At 69.5% G+C, this 16,124-nt stretch carries 13 protein-coding genes and 1 pseudogene; 6 read left to right on the top strand and 8 right to left on the bottom strand.

The window, feature by feature from the left end; translation table 11 throughout:
• The 6 genes and pseudogenes from AQI94_RS04685 to AQI94_RS04660 all read right to left on the bottom strand — a co-directional run.
• Positions 1–193, bottom strand: a pseudogene (locus AQI94_RS04685) (glycosidase); the annotation flags it as partial.
• 252 nt (positions 194–445) lie between these two features.
• The gene (locus tag AQI94_RS04680) at positions 446–1,012 is read right to left on the bottom strand and encodes a dihydrofolate reductase family protein (RefSeq protein WP_031040435.1); all 567 of its coding nucleotides are present in this window, start codon (positions 1,010–1,012) and stop codon (positions 446–448) included.
• Between the two features lie 130 nt (positions 1,013–1,142).
• A complete protein-coding gene (locus AQI94_RS04675; protein ID WP_031040433.1) occupies positions 1,143–2,804 on the bottom strand; it encodes a glycoside hydrolase family 13 protein in 1,662 nt (553 codons plus the stop codon).
• 129 nt (positions 2,805–2,933) lie between these two features.
• Entirely contained in the window at positions 2,934–3,842 is a 909-nt protein-coding gene (locus tag AQI94_RS04670; protein WP_031040431.1) for a sugar ABC transporter permease, read from the bottom strand.
• Positions 3,843–3,855: 13 nt separating this feature from the next.
• Positions 3,856–4,860 (bottom strand): carbohydrate ABC transporter permease, encoded by a 1,005-nt coding sequence (locus tag AQI94_RS04665; protein WP_031040429.1) that lies wholly within the window; start codon positions 4,858–4,860, stop codon positions 3,856–3,858.
• 133 nt (positions 4,861–4,993) lie between these two features.
• Positions 4,994–6,262 (bottom strand): extracellular solute-binding protein, encoded by a 1,269-nt coding sequence (locus AQI94_RS04660; protein WP_031040427.1) that lies wholly within the window; start codon positions 6,260–6,262, stop codon positions 4,994–4,996.
• Positions 6,263–6,623: 361 nt separating this feature from the next.
• Here AQI94_RS04660 and AQI94_RS04655 point away from each other — a divergent pair, with 361 nt between their 5' ends.
• Both AQI94_RS04655 and AQI94_RS04650 read left to right on the top strand, forming a co-directional pair.
• A complete protein-coding gene (locus tag AQI94_RS04655; RefSeq protein WP_037941678.1) occupies positions 6,624–7,694 on the top strand; it encodes a LacI family DNA-binding transcriptional regulator in 1,071 nt (356 codons plus the stop codon).
• Positions 7,695–7,789: 95 nt separating this feature from the next.
• The gene (locus AQI94_RS04650) at positions 7,790–8,665 is read left to right on the top strand and encodes a phosphatase PAP2 family protein (protein ID WP_031040422.1); all 876 of its coding nucleotides are present in this window, start codon (positions 7,790–7,792) and stop codon (positions 8,663–8,665) included.
• A 26-nt stretch (positions 8,666–8,691) separates the two neighbouring features.
• On the opposite strand, the gene AQI94_RS04645 is transcribed toward AQI94_RS04650, so the two are convergent.
• The gene (locus tag AQI94_RS04645; protein WP_062229592.1) at positions 8,692–11,679 is read right to left on the bottom strand and encodes a bifunctional [glutamine synthetase] adenylyltransferase/[glutamine synthetase]-adenylyl-L-tyrosine phosphorylase; all 2,988 of its coding nucleotides are present in this window, start codon (positions 11,677–11,679) and stop codon (positions 8,692–8,694) included.
• 296 nt (positions 11,680–11,975) lie between these two features.
• Between AQI94_RS04645 and AQI94_RS04640 the strand changes: the two genes are divergently transcribed.
• A complete protein-coding gene (locus AQI94_RS04640; RefSeq protein WP_031046187.1) occupies positions 11,976–12,485 on the top strand; it encodes a pyridoxamine 5'-phosphate oxidase family protein in 510 nt (169 codons plus the stop codon).
• A 40-nt stretch (positions 12,486–12,525) separates the two neighbouring features.
• Complete coding sequence (locus AQI94_RS04635; protein ID WP_031046183.1) at positions 12,526–12,960, top strand: VOC family protein; 435 nt, start codon at positions 12,526–12,528, stop codon at positions 12,958–12,960.
• 58 nt (positions 12,961–13,018) lie between these two features.
• Here the strand turns inward: AQI94_RS04635 and glnA are convergent, their stop codons facing one another.
• Complete coding sequence (gene glnA / locus AQI94_RS04630; protein WP_007381571.1) at positions 13,019–14,380, bottom strand: type I glutamate--ammonia ligase; 1,362 nt, start codon at positions 14,378–14,380, stop codon at positions 13,019–13,021.
• Positions 14,381–14,720: 340 nt separating this feature from the next.
• Between glnA and AQI94_RS04625 the strand changes: the two genes are divergently transcribed.
• The gene (locus tag AQI94_RS04625; RefSeq protein WP_031046180.1) at positions 14,721–15,380 is read left to right on the top strand and encodes a DUF3105 domain-containing protein; all 660 of its coding nucleotides are present in this window, start codon (positions 14,721–14,723) and stop codon (positions 15,378–15,380) included.
• An 11-nt stretch (positions 15,381–15,391) separates the two neighbouring features.
• A complete protein-coding gene (locus tag AQI94_RS04620) occupies positions 15,392–15,991 on the top strand; it encodes a DUF305 domain-containing protein (RefSeq protein ID WP_037942516.1) in 600 nt (199 codons plus the stop codon).
• Positions 15,992–16,124: the final 133 nt, after the last annotated feature.

Raw genomic sequence — 16,124 nt, 5'->3', positions numbered from 1 at the left:
GGACATAGCCGTATCCGGCGGGGCCGAGGGTGGTGGTGCACTCCTTGGCGACGGAGGCGAAGTTCCACTCGAAGAGGACTGCGGTGACGTCCTTGGTTCCGGGCGGGGAGGCCTGGGCGGGGGTGGGGGTGAGGACGGCGACCGAGGCGGCGAGGGCGACGGCGGTCGCGGCGATGGACCTTCTCGATATCACGTGGGGGTTCTCCTTGCGTGACGGCCGGGCGTCTTTGCCCGGCGCCGGCGAGAACGTACCGCTAACGAAATGTTTACAGCAAGAGCCTTGAAACTCACAGCAAGAACTTTCACCCACTCCCTTGACGTGCCCTTCTCAACTGCCGCACGCTCACGAGTTGTCGAATCCCTGACCTCTGATCGACTTCAGCCCCCGGAGCCGCTCATGACTGTCCGACACCGCATCGCGAGAGCCCTGGCCGTCGGAAGTAGCTCACCGCTGACTCGCAGGCTTGCCCGGAAGGTCACCCCGGCTGCCCTCGCAGGAGTAGACGATCTCCACCGCCCCTCCGGGCAGAGCCCGTTGGCTCAGGAAGTTCAGTCCGGCCTCCGCGCTGAGCGCGGGGGTCAACTGCATGCCGCCGCCGAACAGCATGGGCAGGACGACCAGTTCCAGGCGGTCCAGGGCGCCGAGGGCGTGGAAGGTGCCGATCGTGCGGGGGCCGCCGATGAGGTGGACGTCGCCGCCCCGGTTGGCGGCGCGGATCTTCTCCAGCAGCCGGACCGGGTCGCTGTCGGTGGTGACGTGGTCGGGCGTGCCCTCCGGGCGGTGCGAGCCGAGGACGAACACGTCCAGGTCCGGCCACGGCCAGCGGCTGTTGGTCAGCGCGGGCTCGAAGGTCGTACGGCCCATGAGGGCCGCCTCGCAGTCGGCCAGGAACTCCCGGATGCCGTGGCTCTGGCCGGAGACGAACGCGGGGTCGGCGGTGAGCGCGGGCCAGCCGCTCGGGGTGGTCACATAGCCGTCGGCGCTCATGCTCAGGCGGGCGCGGATCTTCATGGTCTCTCCTCGGGTCGCGGGGGCTGTCTCGCCCTTCCACCCAAGCGTCGAACGCGGCCTGCGCCGATCGACACGCCGGAGAAAAAAATCACCGGGCCCCCTCAGGGCCCGGTGATTCCTCCTCGGTCGGTCAGGCCGTCGTCCACCACACGGTCGTGTCGGCCGGCACCTTGGCGTCCCCGTCGACCTCGGCGACCTCCCCGCTGGCGAGCAGCAGACGGCCGTACGCCGGAGTCGTCACCGACTCACCGCCGGTGTTGGCGACACAGACGAAGTCGCCACGGCGGAAGGCGAGGACGCCCTCGGGTGCGCGCAGCCACTCCACCGCGTCACCGGCACCCAGGTCGGGCCGGGCGCGGCGGACGGCCAGGGCCTCGCGGTACAGCTCCAGGGTGGAGGCGGGGTCGCCGGTCTGCGCCTCCACGCTCAGCTCGGCCCACTGCGACGGCTGGGGCAGCCAGCTGCCGCCGGCGCCGAAGCCGTACGACGATCCCTCGCGCGTCCACGGGATCGGCACCCGGCAGCCGTCGCGGAAGCCGTCCTGGCCCGCGCCGCGGAAGTACGCCGGGTCCTGGCGGTCCTCGTCGGCGAGGTCGACGACGTCCGGCAGGCCGAGCTCCTCGCCCTGGTAGATGTACGCCGATCCGGGCAGCGCCAGCATGAGCAGCGTGGCGGCGCGGGCGCGGCGCAACCCCAGTTCCCGGTCCCCCGCCGTGCGGATCTGGGTGCCGAGGCCGGGCGGGTTGGCGAAGCGGGTGGCGTGCCGGGTGACGTCGTGGTTGGAGAGCACCCAGGTGGCCGGGGCGCCGACCGGGCGCATCGCCTCCAGCGTGCGGTCGATGACCCCGCGCAGTTCCTCGGCGTCCCAGGCGGTGCTCAAGTACTGGAAGTTGAAGGCCTGGTGGAGTTCGTCGGGCCGGACGTAGTTCGCGGTGCGCTCGACGGTCGGGGTCCAGGCCTCGGCGACGAAGATGCGCTCGCCGGAGTACTCGTCGAGGATCAGCCGCCACTGGCGGTAGATCTCGTGGACACCGTCCTGGTCGAAGAACGGCATGACATCGTTGCCCAGCAGCTTCACCTGGTCGTGGGATCCCAGGTCGGGCAGCCCCTCCGCCTTCACCAGGCCGTGTGCCACGTCGATGCGGAAGCCGTCCACGCCCATGTCCAGCCAGAAGCGCAGGATCGAGCGGAACTCGTCGCCGACGGCCGGGTGGTCCCAGTTGAAGTCGGGCTGCTCGGGGGCGAAGAGGTGCAGGTACCACTCCCCGTCCTCGACGCGGGTCCAGGCGGGGCCGCCGAAGATGGACTCCCAGTCGTTGGGCGGGAGTTCGCCGTTCTCGCCCTTGCCGGGGCGGAAGTGGTAGCGGTCCCGCAGGGGCGATCCCGGGCCCTCGGCGACCGCCCGCTTGAACCACTCGTGCTGGTCGGAGGAGTGGTTGGGCACCAGGTCGACGATGATCCTGAGCCCCAGTCCGCGGGCGTCCCGGATCAGCGCGTCGGCGTCCAGGAGGTTGCCGAACATGGGGTCCACGGCCCGGTAGTCGGCCACGTCGTAGCCGGCGTCGGCCTGCGGGGAGGCGTAGAAGGGGCTGAGCCACACGGCGTCGACGCCGAGGTCTCGGAGGTAGGGCAGGCGGGTGCGGATGCCTTCCAGGTCGCCCATGCCGTCGCCGTTGCTGTCGGCGAAGCTGCGCGGATAGACCTGGTAGATCACCGCGTCCCGCCACCAGTCGCTGCGCTTGGCTTCGGCGGAGTGGGGGGCCGGGGCGAGGGCGGAGTGCTGCTGGCTCATGGCGTCCTTGATACGTAACGGGTTCATCAGGTCAAAGGCAGGAGGATGGCGAGGCGGCCGTGGTCACAGCGGGGTCGGATGGAGACCACGGCCGCCTCGGGTCTTTGGGGGCGCGGAAGACGACCGGCCTTACCCCTTGGTGCCGCCGGCGGTGAGACCGGTGACGAGGTTCTTCTGCACCAGGTAGAAGAACACCGACACGGGTATCGCGATCAGCACCGCCGTCGCGGCCATCAGGTTCCGCTGGGCGTCGTGCTCGCTCACGAAGCTCTGGAGCCCGACCGCGAACGTGTACTTCGTGTCGGACAGCATGAACGTCGAGGCGAACGCGACCTCGCCGAAGGCGGTGAGGAAGCTGTAGAACGCGGCGACCGCGAGCCCCGGCTTGGCGAGCGGCAGGATCAGCCGTGCGAACGTGCCGAAGGGGGTCAGCCCGTCGACGCGTCCGGCCTCGTCGATCTCGAACGGGATGGTGTCGAAGTATCCCTTGAGCAGCCAGGCGCAGTACGGCACCGCCGTCGTGCAGTAGACGAGGACGAGCCCAAGATAGCTGTCGATGAGCTGGAGGTCCGAGAGCATCTGGTACATCGGCACCATGAGTACGGCTACCGGGAACATCTGGGTGACCAGGAGCACCCACATGAACTTCCGGTAGCCCGGAAAGCGCATCCGGGACACGGCGTACCCGGTGGTCGCGGCGATCGTCACACCGATCACCGTGGTGCCGAGCGAGACGATCAGCGAGCTCTTGAGCCAGCTGAAGAACTCGGTGTGCTGGAGGACGAACGAGTAGTTGTCGAACGTCATCTTCTTCCAGATGCCGCCCGGGTGGAGGTAGTCGTCCTTGTCCGGGCCGAGGGACAGGAAGATCAGCCAGACGATCGGGAAGAGCGCGATGAGGCTCGCGACGATCAGGATGCCGTGCGACACGAGGGAGCCGGCGAGGCTCTGCTCACCGCGGCGGCGGATCCGGCGGGATGCGGGTGCGGGGGCAGCCTCGGACACCGTGGCGGAGGTCTCGACAGTGGACGTGCTCATGGGAACTCCTGCCTCAGATCGCGAGCTGCTGGTCATTGCGGTTCAGCCAGCGGCGGTAGAAGGAGGTGAAGACGATCAGGATGGCCAGCAGCAGGATGCCGTACGCCGCCGACTGCGCGAAGTCACGCGGCTGCTGTCCGAAGCCCAGGTAGTAGGCCCAGGTCACGAGGATCTGCGCGTCCGGCGCGGTGTTGCCGAACAGTAGGAAGATCACGGCGAACTGGTTGAACGTCCAGATGATGCCGAGCAGGACGACGGTGGAGCTGACGCTTCTGAGTCCCGGCAGGGTGACGTAGCGGAACCGCTGCCAGGCGCTCGCGCCGTCCATCTCGGCGGCCTCGTACAGCGAGGCGTCGATGGACTGGAGGCCGCCGAGCAGCGAGACCATCATGAACGGCACACCGCACCAGGTGTTGACCATGATCGCGGCGAACCGCTGCCAGAAGGTGTCCTCCAGCCAGGACGGGCTGGGCAGATGCAGCGCGTCCAGTGCGGTGTTGATGATGCCGCCGTCGGCGAGCATGAAGCGCCAGCCGAAGACGGTGACGAAGGTCGGTACGGCCCAGGGCAGGACCAGGATCAGCCGGTACAGCGTGCGGCCGCGCAGCTTCTGGTTGAGCAGCAGTGCGAGGCCGAGCCCGATGCAGTAGTGCAGGGCGACGCACAGGGCCGTCCAGACGATCGTCCAGATGAAGTGCGACCAGAAGCGGTCGTAGGCCGTGTCGCCCCACAGGATGTCGGCGTAGTTGTCCAGGCCGATGAACTTGTAGGTGGCGTCGATGTGGTTGACGCCGATCGTGCGGGCCGTGTTGAGGCTGTTGGCGTCGGTGAGCGTGAGGTAGATGCCGTAGACCAGGGGGTAGAGCACGAGGACACCGAGGACGACCGCCACCGGGGCGATCATCGCGTAGGCGTACCAGTGCTTCTGGTAGCTCTGCCTCAGGCGTTGGCCCAGCCCGGGCCGTGGCGCGCGGTCACCGCGGCGCTGGCCGGTGGCGCGGTCGATGGCGACTGTCATGTTCGACACCTTCTGGAAGTTCTGCGGCTCTGAGAAGTGGCTGGGCGACGCGGCCCCGCGGGCGTGGCCGGCACAGGCCGGTGGCCGCCGGATCCCTCCCCCCATGTCAGGGAGATCCGGCGGCCACTCGGGCTCACTTGCTGAAGTCCGGCACCAGCTTGGCGATGGCGGTCTCCGCGTTGCTCAGCCCCTTGTCCAGGGACTCCTTGCCACCGGCGACCTTGGGCAGCTCGATGTCCAGCGGGCCCCACAGGGAGCTGTACTCGGGCAGCGCCGGGCGCGGCTGGGCGGCGGCGAGGACGGTCTGGTAGCCGGCGATGCCCGGGTCGGCCTTGACCTCGGTGGTGTAGGCGTCGTCGCGGGTGGGCAGCGTGGAGTTCTTCAGCGCGATGGTCGACTGGGACTTCGCGGAGGTCATGAAGTTGACGAACTTCAGCGCGGCCTTCTGGTGGGCGGCGTCCGAGCCGGCGTAGACCGAGAGGTTGTGGCCGCCGGTCGGGGCGCCCGCCTTGCCGGTGGAGCCGGCCGGGACGGTGGCGATGCCGAGGTTGGACTTGTCCGTGAACGCGGAGCCCTTGTAGAAGTTGGTGATCTCCCAGGGGCCCTGCACGATCGCGGCGACCTTGCCGTTGACGAACGCGTCCTGGATGTGGGCGTAGGCGTCGGCGGTGGTGTCGGCCTTGTGCAGGCCCTTGCCGGAGAAGAGGCTCAGCCAGGTGCCGTAGCCCTTCTGGGCGGCGGCCGAGTTCACGGTGATCTTCTTGGCCGAGGCGTCGACGGTGTCGGTGCCCTCGCCGTAGAGGAAGGACTGGGCGTAGTAGGCCTGGGTGGAGCCCCAGTAGCCGTCGACGCCGGTCTTCGCCTTGATCGTGGCGGCGGCGGTCTTCAGGTCGTCCCAGGTCTTGGGGGCCTCGACGCCGGCCTTCGCGAAGAGCTGCTTGTTGTAGACCAGGGCGAGGGTGTCGGTGACCAGCGGCACGCCGTACGTCTTGCCGTCGTACTTGGCCTGCTCGATCAGGTTCGACTTGAACTTGGCCTGGTCGGCGAGGGCCTCGGTGCCGTCGAGCGGCAGGAAGTAGCCCTTCTTCGCGAAGGCGGGGGTCCAGCCGACCTCGGAGCGCAGCACGTCGGGGGCGCCGCTCGCGCCGGCGGCGGTGTCGAACTTGTTCTGCGCCTGGTCGAACTGAACGTTGACGTACTTGACCTTGATGTTCTTGTTGGCGGCCTCGAAGTCCTTGATCAGGGCCTTGTACGTCGGCGCCTCATTGGTGGCGTTGGAGGTGTCCCACCAGGTGATGGTGACCGGACCGTCGGCCTTGTCGCCGCTGTCGCTTCCGCCGCAGGCCGTCGCCGCGAGGGCGAAAGACGCCACCAGCGCGGTGGCTGCTATGCCACGCCGCATGAGTTCTCCTTGAGGGTGAAAGCCCGTGTGGTGCAGGTATCGGCCCCGTCTGCCGTCCCTGCCTGCCGACTGCGCCTTTGCGGCCGCCGGGCGAGTGGGAACGTAACAGCGATGCAAGACTTGCGAAAGACCTTGCAGAAAAAAAGTGCAAGAGGCTGCGGAAGTTACCCCGCCGTGACCCCTTGTCGACCGTCGCGAGACCCTTGTTTTACGGGGCTGAGCGGGATGACTACGGGTTGTGCAAGACTCTGCAAGCTCTTGCCATCCTCCTCCCGGACGGGAATCATCCCTTTGCGGGACAAGGGGCACCGACCAGAACTGAGGGACCGCGATGACGATACGGCCGGTACAGTCCGGTGCCGTGACCACACGGCTAGCCGACATCGCTGCTCAGGCGGGGGTGAGCGAAGCGACCGTCAGCCGCGTCCTCAACGGGAAGCCGGGTGTCGCCGCCACCACCCGCCAGTCCGTGCTGGCCGCACTCGACGTGCTGGGCTACGAACGCCCGGTGCGCCTGCGCCAGCGCAGCGAGGGCCTGGTGGGCCTGATCACCCCGGAGCTGGAGAACCCGATATTCCCGGCCCTGGCCCAGGTGATCGGCCAGGCACTGACCCGGCAGGGCTACACCCCGGTCCTCGCCACCCAGACACCGGGCGGCTCCACCGAGGACGAGCTCACCGAGATGCTCGTCGACCGGGGCGTGGCGGGCATCATCTTCGTCTCCGGGCTGCACGCGGACACCTCGGCGGACATGCAGCGCTACGAGCAGCTGCGGGCGCAGGGCGTGCCGTTCGTGCTCGTGGACGGTTTCTCGCCGAAGGTGCAGGCACCCTTCATCTCCCCCGACGACCGCGCGGCGATGGCGCTGGCGGTGACCCATCTGGTGTCGCTGGGGCACACGCGGATCGGCCTGGCCCTCGGCCCGAAGCGCTTCGTGCCGGTCCAGCGCAAGATCGAGGGCTTCGTGCGCACCATGCAGGACCTGCTCGGTCTGGCGGCGGCGACCGTCGAGGCGGACCTCGTCCAGCACTCGCTCTACACCCTGGAGGGTGGCCAGGCGGCCGCGACCGCCCTCATCGACCGGGACTGCACCGCGGTCGTGTGCGCGAGCGACATGATGGCGCTGGGTGCGATACGAGCGGCCCGGCAGCGGGGCCTGGAGGTGCCGCGGGACGTGTCGGTCGTGGGCTTCGACGACTCCCCGCTGATCGCCTTCACCGATCCGCCGCTGACGACGGTCCGCAAGCCGGTGCCCGCCATGGGACAGGCGGCGGTTCGGACCCTGCTGGAGGAGATCGGCGGAACGCCCGCGCCGCACAGCGAGTTCGTGTTCATGCCGGAGCTGGTCGTACGGGGTTCGACGGCTTCGGCCCCTGGGGAACGCGGTCGTCCTCAGGGCGGAGAAAACGGTCTTTCCGCCGTACGCCGGTAGGAGAACGGGACACTCTTCCCGTCGTAGGACATGCAACCCGAACCCGACCGGGGGATGATCGGTGGGGTAAGGCGTTTCTGGCAGACTTTGTGTCTATGGGTGACTCGACCGTGACCAGTCTGGAAGACCGCGGGAATGCGGCCGCTCCGGACTCCCTCACGGCCTCGGACCGGCCGGGTCTCCTGCGCCGGCTGCGGACTCCGCGCCGGCCGCGCCTGTGGTTCGAGATCCTGCTGATCGCGGTGAGTTACTGGACGTACTCGCTGATCCGCAACGCGGTGCCGGAGCAGAAGGCGGAGGCGCTGCGCAACGCCGACTGGATCTGGCGGATGGAGCACCACCTCGGCATCGCGGTCGAGGAGTCCGTCAACCACGCGGTCAACTCGGTGACTTGGCTCGTCGTCGGGATGAACTACTACTACGCGACGCTGCACTTCGTCGTGACACTGGGTGTCCTGGTCTGGCTCTACCGCAGCCACCCCGGCCGCTACGCGGCGACCCGTCTGGTGCTCTTCGCGACCACCGGCGTGGCCCTGGTCGGTTACTACCTGTATCCGCTCGCTCCCCCGCGGCTGATGACCGGCGGCGACTTCGTCGACACCGTCATGGTCCACCAGACCTGGGGCTCGATGGCCTCCGGCGACCTGAAGCACATGTCCAACCAGTACGCAGCGATGCCGTCCATGCACATCGGCTGGTCCCTGTGGTGCGGACTGACGATCTTCGCGCTGGCGTCGGTGCCGTGGGTGCGCGTCCTGGGCCTCGTCTACCCGGCGGCGACGCTCCTGGTCATCGTGGCCACCGCCAACCACTTCTGGCTCGACGCGGTCGGCGGCATCCTGTGCCTGCTGTTCGGCTACACGGTGGCGTGGCTCTGGTACGGGGCCCTGCCGTACGCGTTGCCGAAGGTGCCGTACGAGGAGCAGAAGGCCGGGCCGGGCGAGCGCGCACCGCTGCGCGCCGGACGCTGACCGGTCACCGGCCCGGGAAAGCCTGCCTACCCCCCGTAGAACAACTCCTCCACCACGCCCCGGGCCCGCCGGGCCGTCCGCCGGTAGTCGTCCAGCATGTCCCCCGCGTGCCCCGGCCCGTATCCCAGGTAACGGCCCACGGCGGCGAGCTCGCGCGCCTCGGTCGGAAAGGTGTCCCCGGCCCGCCCCCGCACCAGCATCACCGCGTTGCGCACCCGGGTCGCCAGCACCCAGGCCTCGTCGAGGACCTGGGCGTCGTCCGCGGACAGGAACCCGGCCTCCCGTGCGGCGACGAGGGCCGCGCGGGTACGGGTGGTGCGCAGCCCCGGCACCTGGGCCCCGTGCCGCATCTGGAGCAGCTGGACGGTCCACTCGACGTCCGACAGGCCCCCGGGCCCGAGCTTGGTGTGCAGTTTCGGGTCGGCGCCGCGGGGCATCCGCTCGGACTCCATGCGCGCCTTCAGCCGCCGGATCTCGCGTACGGCGTCGTCGCCGAGACCGGCCGCCGGATAGCGCAGGGGGGCGATGAGCTCGACGAAACGGTGGCCCAGCTCCTCGTCCCCGGCGACCGGTTCGGCGCGCAGCAGGGCCTGTGCCTCCCAGACGAGCGACCAGCGTCGGTAGTAGGCCGCGTACGAGGTCAGGGTGCGCACCAGCGGCCCGGACTTGCCCTCCGGGCGCAGGTCGGCGTCGATGAGCAGCGGTGGGTCGGCGCTCGGGATCTGCAGGAGGCGGCGCATCTCGGAGACGACCTTGTTGGCGGCCTGGGAGGCCTCCCGCTCGTCGACGCCCTCGCGCGGCTCGTGGACGAACAGGACGTCCGCGTCGGAGCCGTAGCCGAGTTCGTGACCCCCGAAGCGGCCCATGCCGATGACGGCGAACCGGGTGGGCAGGGTGTCGCCCCAGCCCTCCCGCACCACCGCGCGCAGCGTGCCGGCGAGGGTCGCGGCGGTCAGGTCGGACACGGCGGCGCCGACCCGCTCCACGAGGGCGCCCTGGTCCGGTTCGGCGGGCTGGGTCTCGGTGCCGTAGGAGCCGACGATGTCCGCGGCGGCCGTACGGAACAGTTCGCGGCGCCGGACTCCGCGGGCCGCCGTGACGCCCTGGACGGCGCCCTCGGCGCGGCCGACCGCGGCGAGTATCTCCTGTTCGAGTCCGGCGCGCCCGCGCGGAGCGAGTCCGCCGCCGTCGCCGTCCCCGAGCAGCGCCACGGCCTCGGGGGCGCGCATCAGCAGGTCCGGGGCCAGGCGCCCGGCGGACAGGACGCGCGCGAGGTTCTCGGCGGCGGCACCCTCGTCCCGCAGCAGCCGTAGATACCAGGGGGTCTTGCCCAACGCGTCGGACACCTTGCGGAAGTTGAGCAGTCCGGCGTCCGGGTCGGCGGACTCGGCGAACCAACCCAGCAGGACCGGAAGGAGAGTTCGCTGGATGGCGGCCTTGCGGGTGATGCCGGAGGCGAGGGCCTCCAGGTGGCGCAGGGCGGAGGCGGGGTCGGCGTACCCGAGCGCGACCAGCCGCTCCCGAGCCGCCCCGGCGCTCAACCTGATGTCGCCGGGCCCGAGTTGGGCCACCGCGTCCAGCAGCGGCCGGTAGAACAGCTTCTCGTGCAGCCGGCGTACGACGGAGGCGTGCCGCTTCCACTCGCGGTTCAGCTCGGCCACCGGGTCGGCGCGCAGACCGAGGGAGCGGCCGAGGCGCCGCAGGTCGGTGTCGTCCTCGGGGACGAGGTGGGTGCGGCGCAGCCGGTAGAGCTGGATGCGGTGCTCCATGGAGCGCAGGAAGCGGTAGGCGTCGTCGAGCTGGGCGGCGTCGGCCCGGCCGACGTAGCCGCCGGCGGCGAGGGCGTGCAGGGCGTTGAGGGTGGTGCCGCTGCGCAGGGAGCCGTCCTCGCGGCCGTGCACCAACTGGAGGAGCTGCACGGCGAATTCGACGTCCCGCAGGCCGCCGGGCCCGAGCTTGAGCTGCCGGTCGAGCTCGGCGACGGGAATGTTCTCGACGACCCTCCGCCGCATCTTCTGCACGTCGGCGACGAAGTTCTCGCGCTCGGCGGCCTTCCAGACGAGGGGTTCGAGGGCCGCGACGTACTCCTCGCCCAGCTCCAGGTCGCCGGCGACCGGGCGGGCCTTGAGAAGGGCCTGGAACTCCCAGGTCTTGGCCCAGCGCTGGTAGTAGGCGAGGTGGCTGGAGAGGGTGCGCACGAGCGGCCCGTTGCGTCCCTCGGGGCGCAGATTGGCGTCGACGGGCCAGATGGACCCCTCGACGGTCGTCTCCGAGCACACCCGCATCATGTGCGAGGCCAGCTTGGTGGCGGCGCGCAGGGCCTTGCCCTCGTCGGCCCCGTCCACCGCCTCCCCCACGAAGATCACATCGACGTCGGAGACGTAATTCAGCTCGTGGCCGCCGCACTTGCCCATCGCGATCACCGCGAGCCGGCACAGCGCCGCGTCCTCGGGGGCGGCCGTCCGCGCTATGGCGAGCGCGGCGCGCAGGGTCGCGGTGGCGAGATCGGCGAGCTCGGCGGCGGTCTCGGCGAGGTCGATGGTGCCGCACACGTCACGGGCGGCGATCGACAGCAGACCGCGCCGGTAGGCGACGCGCAGGGCGACGGGGTCGGTGGCCTCGGCGAGCCCGCGCTCGAACTCCTCGACGCCGGGGTGCAGGTCACGGGGTTCGTAGGTGACCAGGGCCTGCCAGTCGGCGGGGTGCCGGGCGAGGTGCTCGGCGAGTGCGGCGGAGGCGCCGAGCACCCCGAGCAGCCGGTCGCGGAAGGGCTTCGCCGCTATCACCGTGTCGAGCAGTTCCCGGTCGGGCTGCTCCTCCAGGAGCCGTACCAGACCGAGCAGCGCGAGATCGGGGTCGGCGGTCGCACCGAGCGCCTCCAGCAGCACCGGGTCGTCGCGTACGGCGCTCAGCTCCGCGCTCTCCAGGAGCCGCTCGGCGGCCGACGGATCGGTGAAACCGTGCCGCAGCAGCCGCGTGAAGGTACTGCTCCTGCGCCCCGGCGCCGACGTCATCCCGGCCTCCCGTCCGATCAAGGTCGTATCGATTGAGCGTAACCGGAGAGCCGGGGAGAAGCGCCGGGGTGCGGGCGGGGGGATTCGGGGGGGCGGGCCGGAGCGGACTCAGCCCTGGACGCGGCGCCGCCCCGGTCGCAGCCGCCGTCGCTTTCGCTGTCGCCGTCGCTGTCACTTTCGCTGTCGTGGAACGGATCGTCGCCTCGTCCCGCATTCGGAGAACGCCTTGGGCAGACTGGGAGGGTCGAACCGGACCGCCGCGGTGGCCCGGGTGTTCCCGAGCCGAAGGCGCTGTGATGACCGAGAAGGAACCCGAGACCCACCTCGACGCGCGCTACAGCGACCCGGACGCCACGGCGCACGCCTGGGCCGACGCGGAGTCGCTGCTGGCCGCCGCCGAGCTGTTCTGGATCTCGACGGTACGGCCGGACGGGCGGCCGCACGTCACGCCGCTGCCTGCCGTGTGGGCCCACGGGGCGCTGCACTTCTGCACCGGCCCCGAGGAGCGCAAGGCGAAGAACCTCGCGCACAACGCGCACGTGACGCTGACGACCGGCACCAACATCTGGGACAAGGGCTACGACCTGGTGGTGGAGGGCGAGGCGGTGCGGGTCTCCGACGACACACGGCTGCGCGAGCTGGCCGCCGCGTGGGAGGCCAAGTACGGCGACTTCTGGCGCTTCGAGGTGCGGGACGGCTACTTCCACCACGGACCGGGACACGCGGTCGTCTATGCGGTGGCGCCGCGCACGGTTTTCGGCTTCGGTAAGGGACAGCCGTTCAGCCAGACGCGGTGGCGCTTCTGAGAACGGCCCTCTGTACTGACGTCGACAAGGGAGTCACGCCATGGACATGAGCCTCGAAGTCATCCTGCTGCCGGTCACGGACGTGGACCGCGCCAAGGAGTTCTACCGCGACAAGGTCGGCTTCCACGTGGATCTGGACGGCGAGGTGATGGAGGGCGTCCGCATCTGCCAGCTGACCCCGCCCGGCTCCGGCTGTTCCATCGCCCTGGTGGACGGCCTCCAGGTCCCGACCGGAGCCCCGCAGCCCGGGACGTACCACGGCATGCAACTGTGCGTGACGGACGCGAAGGCGGCCTACGAGGAACTCACCTCCCGCGGCCTGGACGTCAGCGAACCGGTGCAGTTCGCCCCGCAGGACGGCGCCACCTTCATGTACTTCAAGGACCCGGACGGCAACGGCTGGGCTGTCCAGGAGTACAAGCGCAGGGAGACGGAGCCGCTGCACCAGGTACTGGCCCAGCAGGCCGCCCAGTAGCCACCCTCAGGGGCGCGGGGAACCACGCGACAGTCCCCCGCGCCCCTGAGACGCAGCCTTACAGCACCGGCAGGTTCTTCCGCAGCTCGAACGCGGTGACCTCGCTGCGGTACTCCTCCCACTCGCTCTTCTTGTTGCGCAGGAAGAAGTCGAAGACGTGTTCGCCAAGGGTCTCCGCGACCAGGTCGCTGCGTTCCATCAGGGTGAGGGCCTCGCCCAGGTTCTGGGGGAGCGGCTCGATGCCCATGGCGCGGCGCTCGGAGTTGGACAGGGCCCAGACGTCGTCCTCGGCGCCCGGCGGGAGCTCGTAGCCCTCCTCGATGCCCTTGAGGCCGGCGGCCAGCAGGAGGGCGTAGGCGAGGTAGGGGTTGGCGCCGGAGTCGAGGGAGCGGACCTCGATGCGGGCCGAGCCGGTCTTGCCGGGCTTGTACATCGGGACGCGGACCAGGGCGGAGCGGTTGTTGTGGCCCCAGCAGATGTAGGAGGGGGCCTCGCCGCCGGCGCCGGCGGTGCGCTCGGTGCCGCCCCAGATGCGCTTGTAGGAGTTGACCCACTGGTTGGTGACCGCGGAGATCTCCGCCGCGTGCTTCAGCAGGCCCGCGATGAAGGAGCGGCCGACCTTGGAGAGCTGGTACTCCGAGCCGGACTCGTAGAACGCGTTCCGGTCGCCCTCGAAGAGGGACAGGTGGGTGTGCATGCCCGAGCCGGGGTGCTCCGAGAACGGCTTGGGCATGAACGTCGCCTGGACGCCCTGCTCCAGCGCCACCTGCTTCATGACCAGGCGGAACGTCATGATGTTGTCGGCTGTGGAGAGCGCGTCGGCGTAGCGGAGGTCGATCTCCTGCTGGCCGGGGGCGCCCTCGTGGTGGGAGAACTCGACCGAGATGCCCATCGACTCCAGCATGGTGATCGCCTGGCGGCGGAAGTCCATGCCGATGTTCTGCGGGGTGTGGTCGAAGTAGCCGGAGTTGTCGGCCGGGGTCGGGCGTGAGCCGTCCAGCGGGCGGTCCTTCAGCAGGAAGAACTCGATCTCCGGGTGGGTGTAGAAGGTGAAGCCCAGGTCGGAGGTGCGGGCCAGGGCGCGCTTGAGGACGTACCTGGGGTCCGCGAAGGACGGGCTGCCGTCCGGCATGAGGATGTCGCAGAACATCCGGGCCGTGCCGGGGGCCTCGGCGCGCCAGGGCAGGACCTGGAAGGTGGAGGGGTCCGGCTTGGCGATCATGTCGGATTCGTATACGCGGGCGAATCCCTCGATCGCCGAGCCGTCGAAGCCGATGCCCTCGTCGAAGGCCTGTTCGAGCTCCGCCGGGGCCACCGCTACGGACTTGAGGAAGCCCAGTACGTCCGTGAACCACAGGCGTACGAACCGGATGTCGCGCTCCTCCAAGGTCCGGAGCACGAACTCCTGCTGCTTGTCCATCTTCCGCTTCCCCATCCTTGCTGGTCAGGCCGCCTGTCTCCGTGTCCCGCAGGAGGCGGTCGGGCACCTGAGCATCACACCACAACAGCATTTCGTGCGCGTTGCCGACCTTGATCGTCCCGGCGACCCGGGAGTGAACGCCTCACGTCCGGCGGATGTACTGCTCTGCCGCCCATCTTGCCTGCTCGGACTGACATACGTAATGCCCGGCCCGCCCCGTCTCACCCCGCGTCCCCGGTTTCCTGTGGGCGCCCTACGAGAAGCCACCCCCGCCCCACTACGATCAGCGGACCGATCGTCACCATCCGTCCCGCCCCTTTCCCCCAGAAGGACACACCTCATGGGTTCCGCCAAGAAGAGCACCGCCGCGGCACGCAAGGCGCGCATAGAGGAGATGCGGCGCGCCGAGCAGTCCAGAGAGCGCCGCAACCGGATCCTCACCGTCGCCGCCAGCGCGGTCGTCGTCGCCGGCCTGGTCGCCGGCGCCATCGTGCTGGTGCAGTCGCAGTCCGACGACAGCACGGCGGCCGACGGCAAGGGGAAGGGGCACTTCGTCACGGGCTCGGACGGCGTGAGGACCTGGAAGGGCACGCTGGGCCGCAACCACGTCGTCAAGACCGTGAGCTACCCGATGGAGCCCCCGGTCGGCGGCGACCACAACCAGGTCTGGATGAACTGCAACGGTGACGTATACACCAAGGCGCTCAACAACATGAACGCCGTCCACTCGCTGGAGCACGGTGCGGTCTGGGTGACGTACACCAGCAAGGCCACGAAGGCGGACGTGGACGCGCTCGCGGCCAAGGTGAAGAAGACGCCGTACACGCTGATGAGCCCGGACGACAAGCAGAAGGACCCGATCATGCTGTCGGCCTGGGGCCACCAGCGGACCGTCACGGGGGCGAAGGACCCGAACGTCGACAAGTTCTTCGCGAAGTTCGTGCAGGGCTCGCAGACGCCCGAGCCCGGCGCGGCGTGCACGAACGGTCTGCCGCAGTGAGGTTCGCGGGGGTGGCCGTGGCCGTGGCGGGCGTGCTCGTCGCGGCCGGCGCGATCACCTACGCCGTGGCCGAGGACGGCGGCTCGGGCGACACCCCCTCGGCGGAGTCCGCGGACGCGGGGTTCGCGCGCGACATGGCCGTGCACCACCAGCAGGCCGTGGAGATGTCGTACATCGTGCGCGACCGCACCAAGGACGTCGAGGTGCGGCGGCTCGCCTACGACATCGCGCAGACGCAGGCCAACCAGCGCGGCATGCTGCTGGGTTGGCTGGATCTGTGGGACCTGCCGAAGGTGTCGGCCGATCCGCCGATGACGTGGATGGACATGGGTGACATGCCGTCGGCCGGTGAGGGCTCGCTGATGCCGGGCATGGCGACCGACAGCGAGATGAAGAAGCTGGGCACGCTGAACGGCAAGCAGGCCGAGATCTTCTACCTCCAGTTGATGACGGACCATCACCAGGGCGGTATCCACATGGCGAAGGGCTGTGTGGACAAGTGCGAGGTCGGCGTGGAGAAGCGGCTGGCGCAGGGGATGGTCGACGCGCAGCAGTCGGAGATCGACCTGATGGCGTCGATGCTGAAGGAGCGGGGCGCAAAGCCGCGATGATAGAGGGTTAACCCTCTGATTAGCCTTTTTCATTAGGTTAATTGGGCTCTTCTTGGCATGCCCATTCCCCTCGCATGAACGGTTCGTCGCAAGAGTGGCCACACCGTCGAGTGATCACTCGCGACGAACCGCA

Origin of the sequence: Streptomyces pseudovenezuelae (genome assembly GCF_001513955.1) — a bacterium.
GTDB classification, from domain to species: domain Bacteria; phylum Actinomycetota; class Actinomycetes; order Streptomycetales; family Streptomycetaceae; genus Streptomyces; species Streptomyces pseudovenezuelae.
The sequence above is the reverse complement of the archived record's forward strand: the minus strand, read 5'-3'. Positions and strand labels throughout refer to the sequence as shown.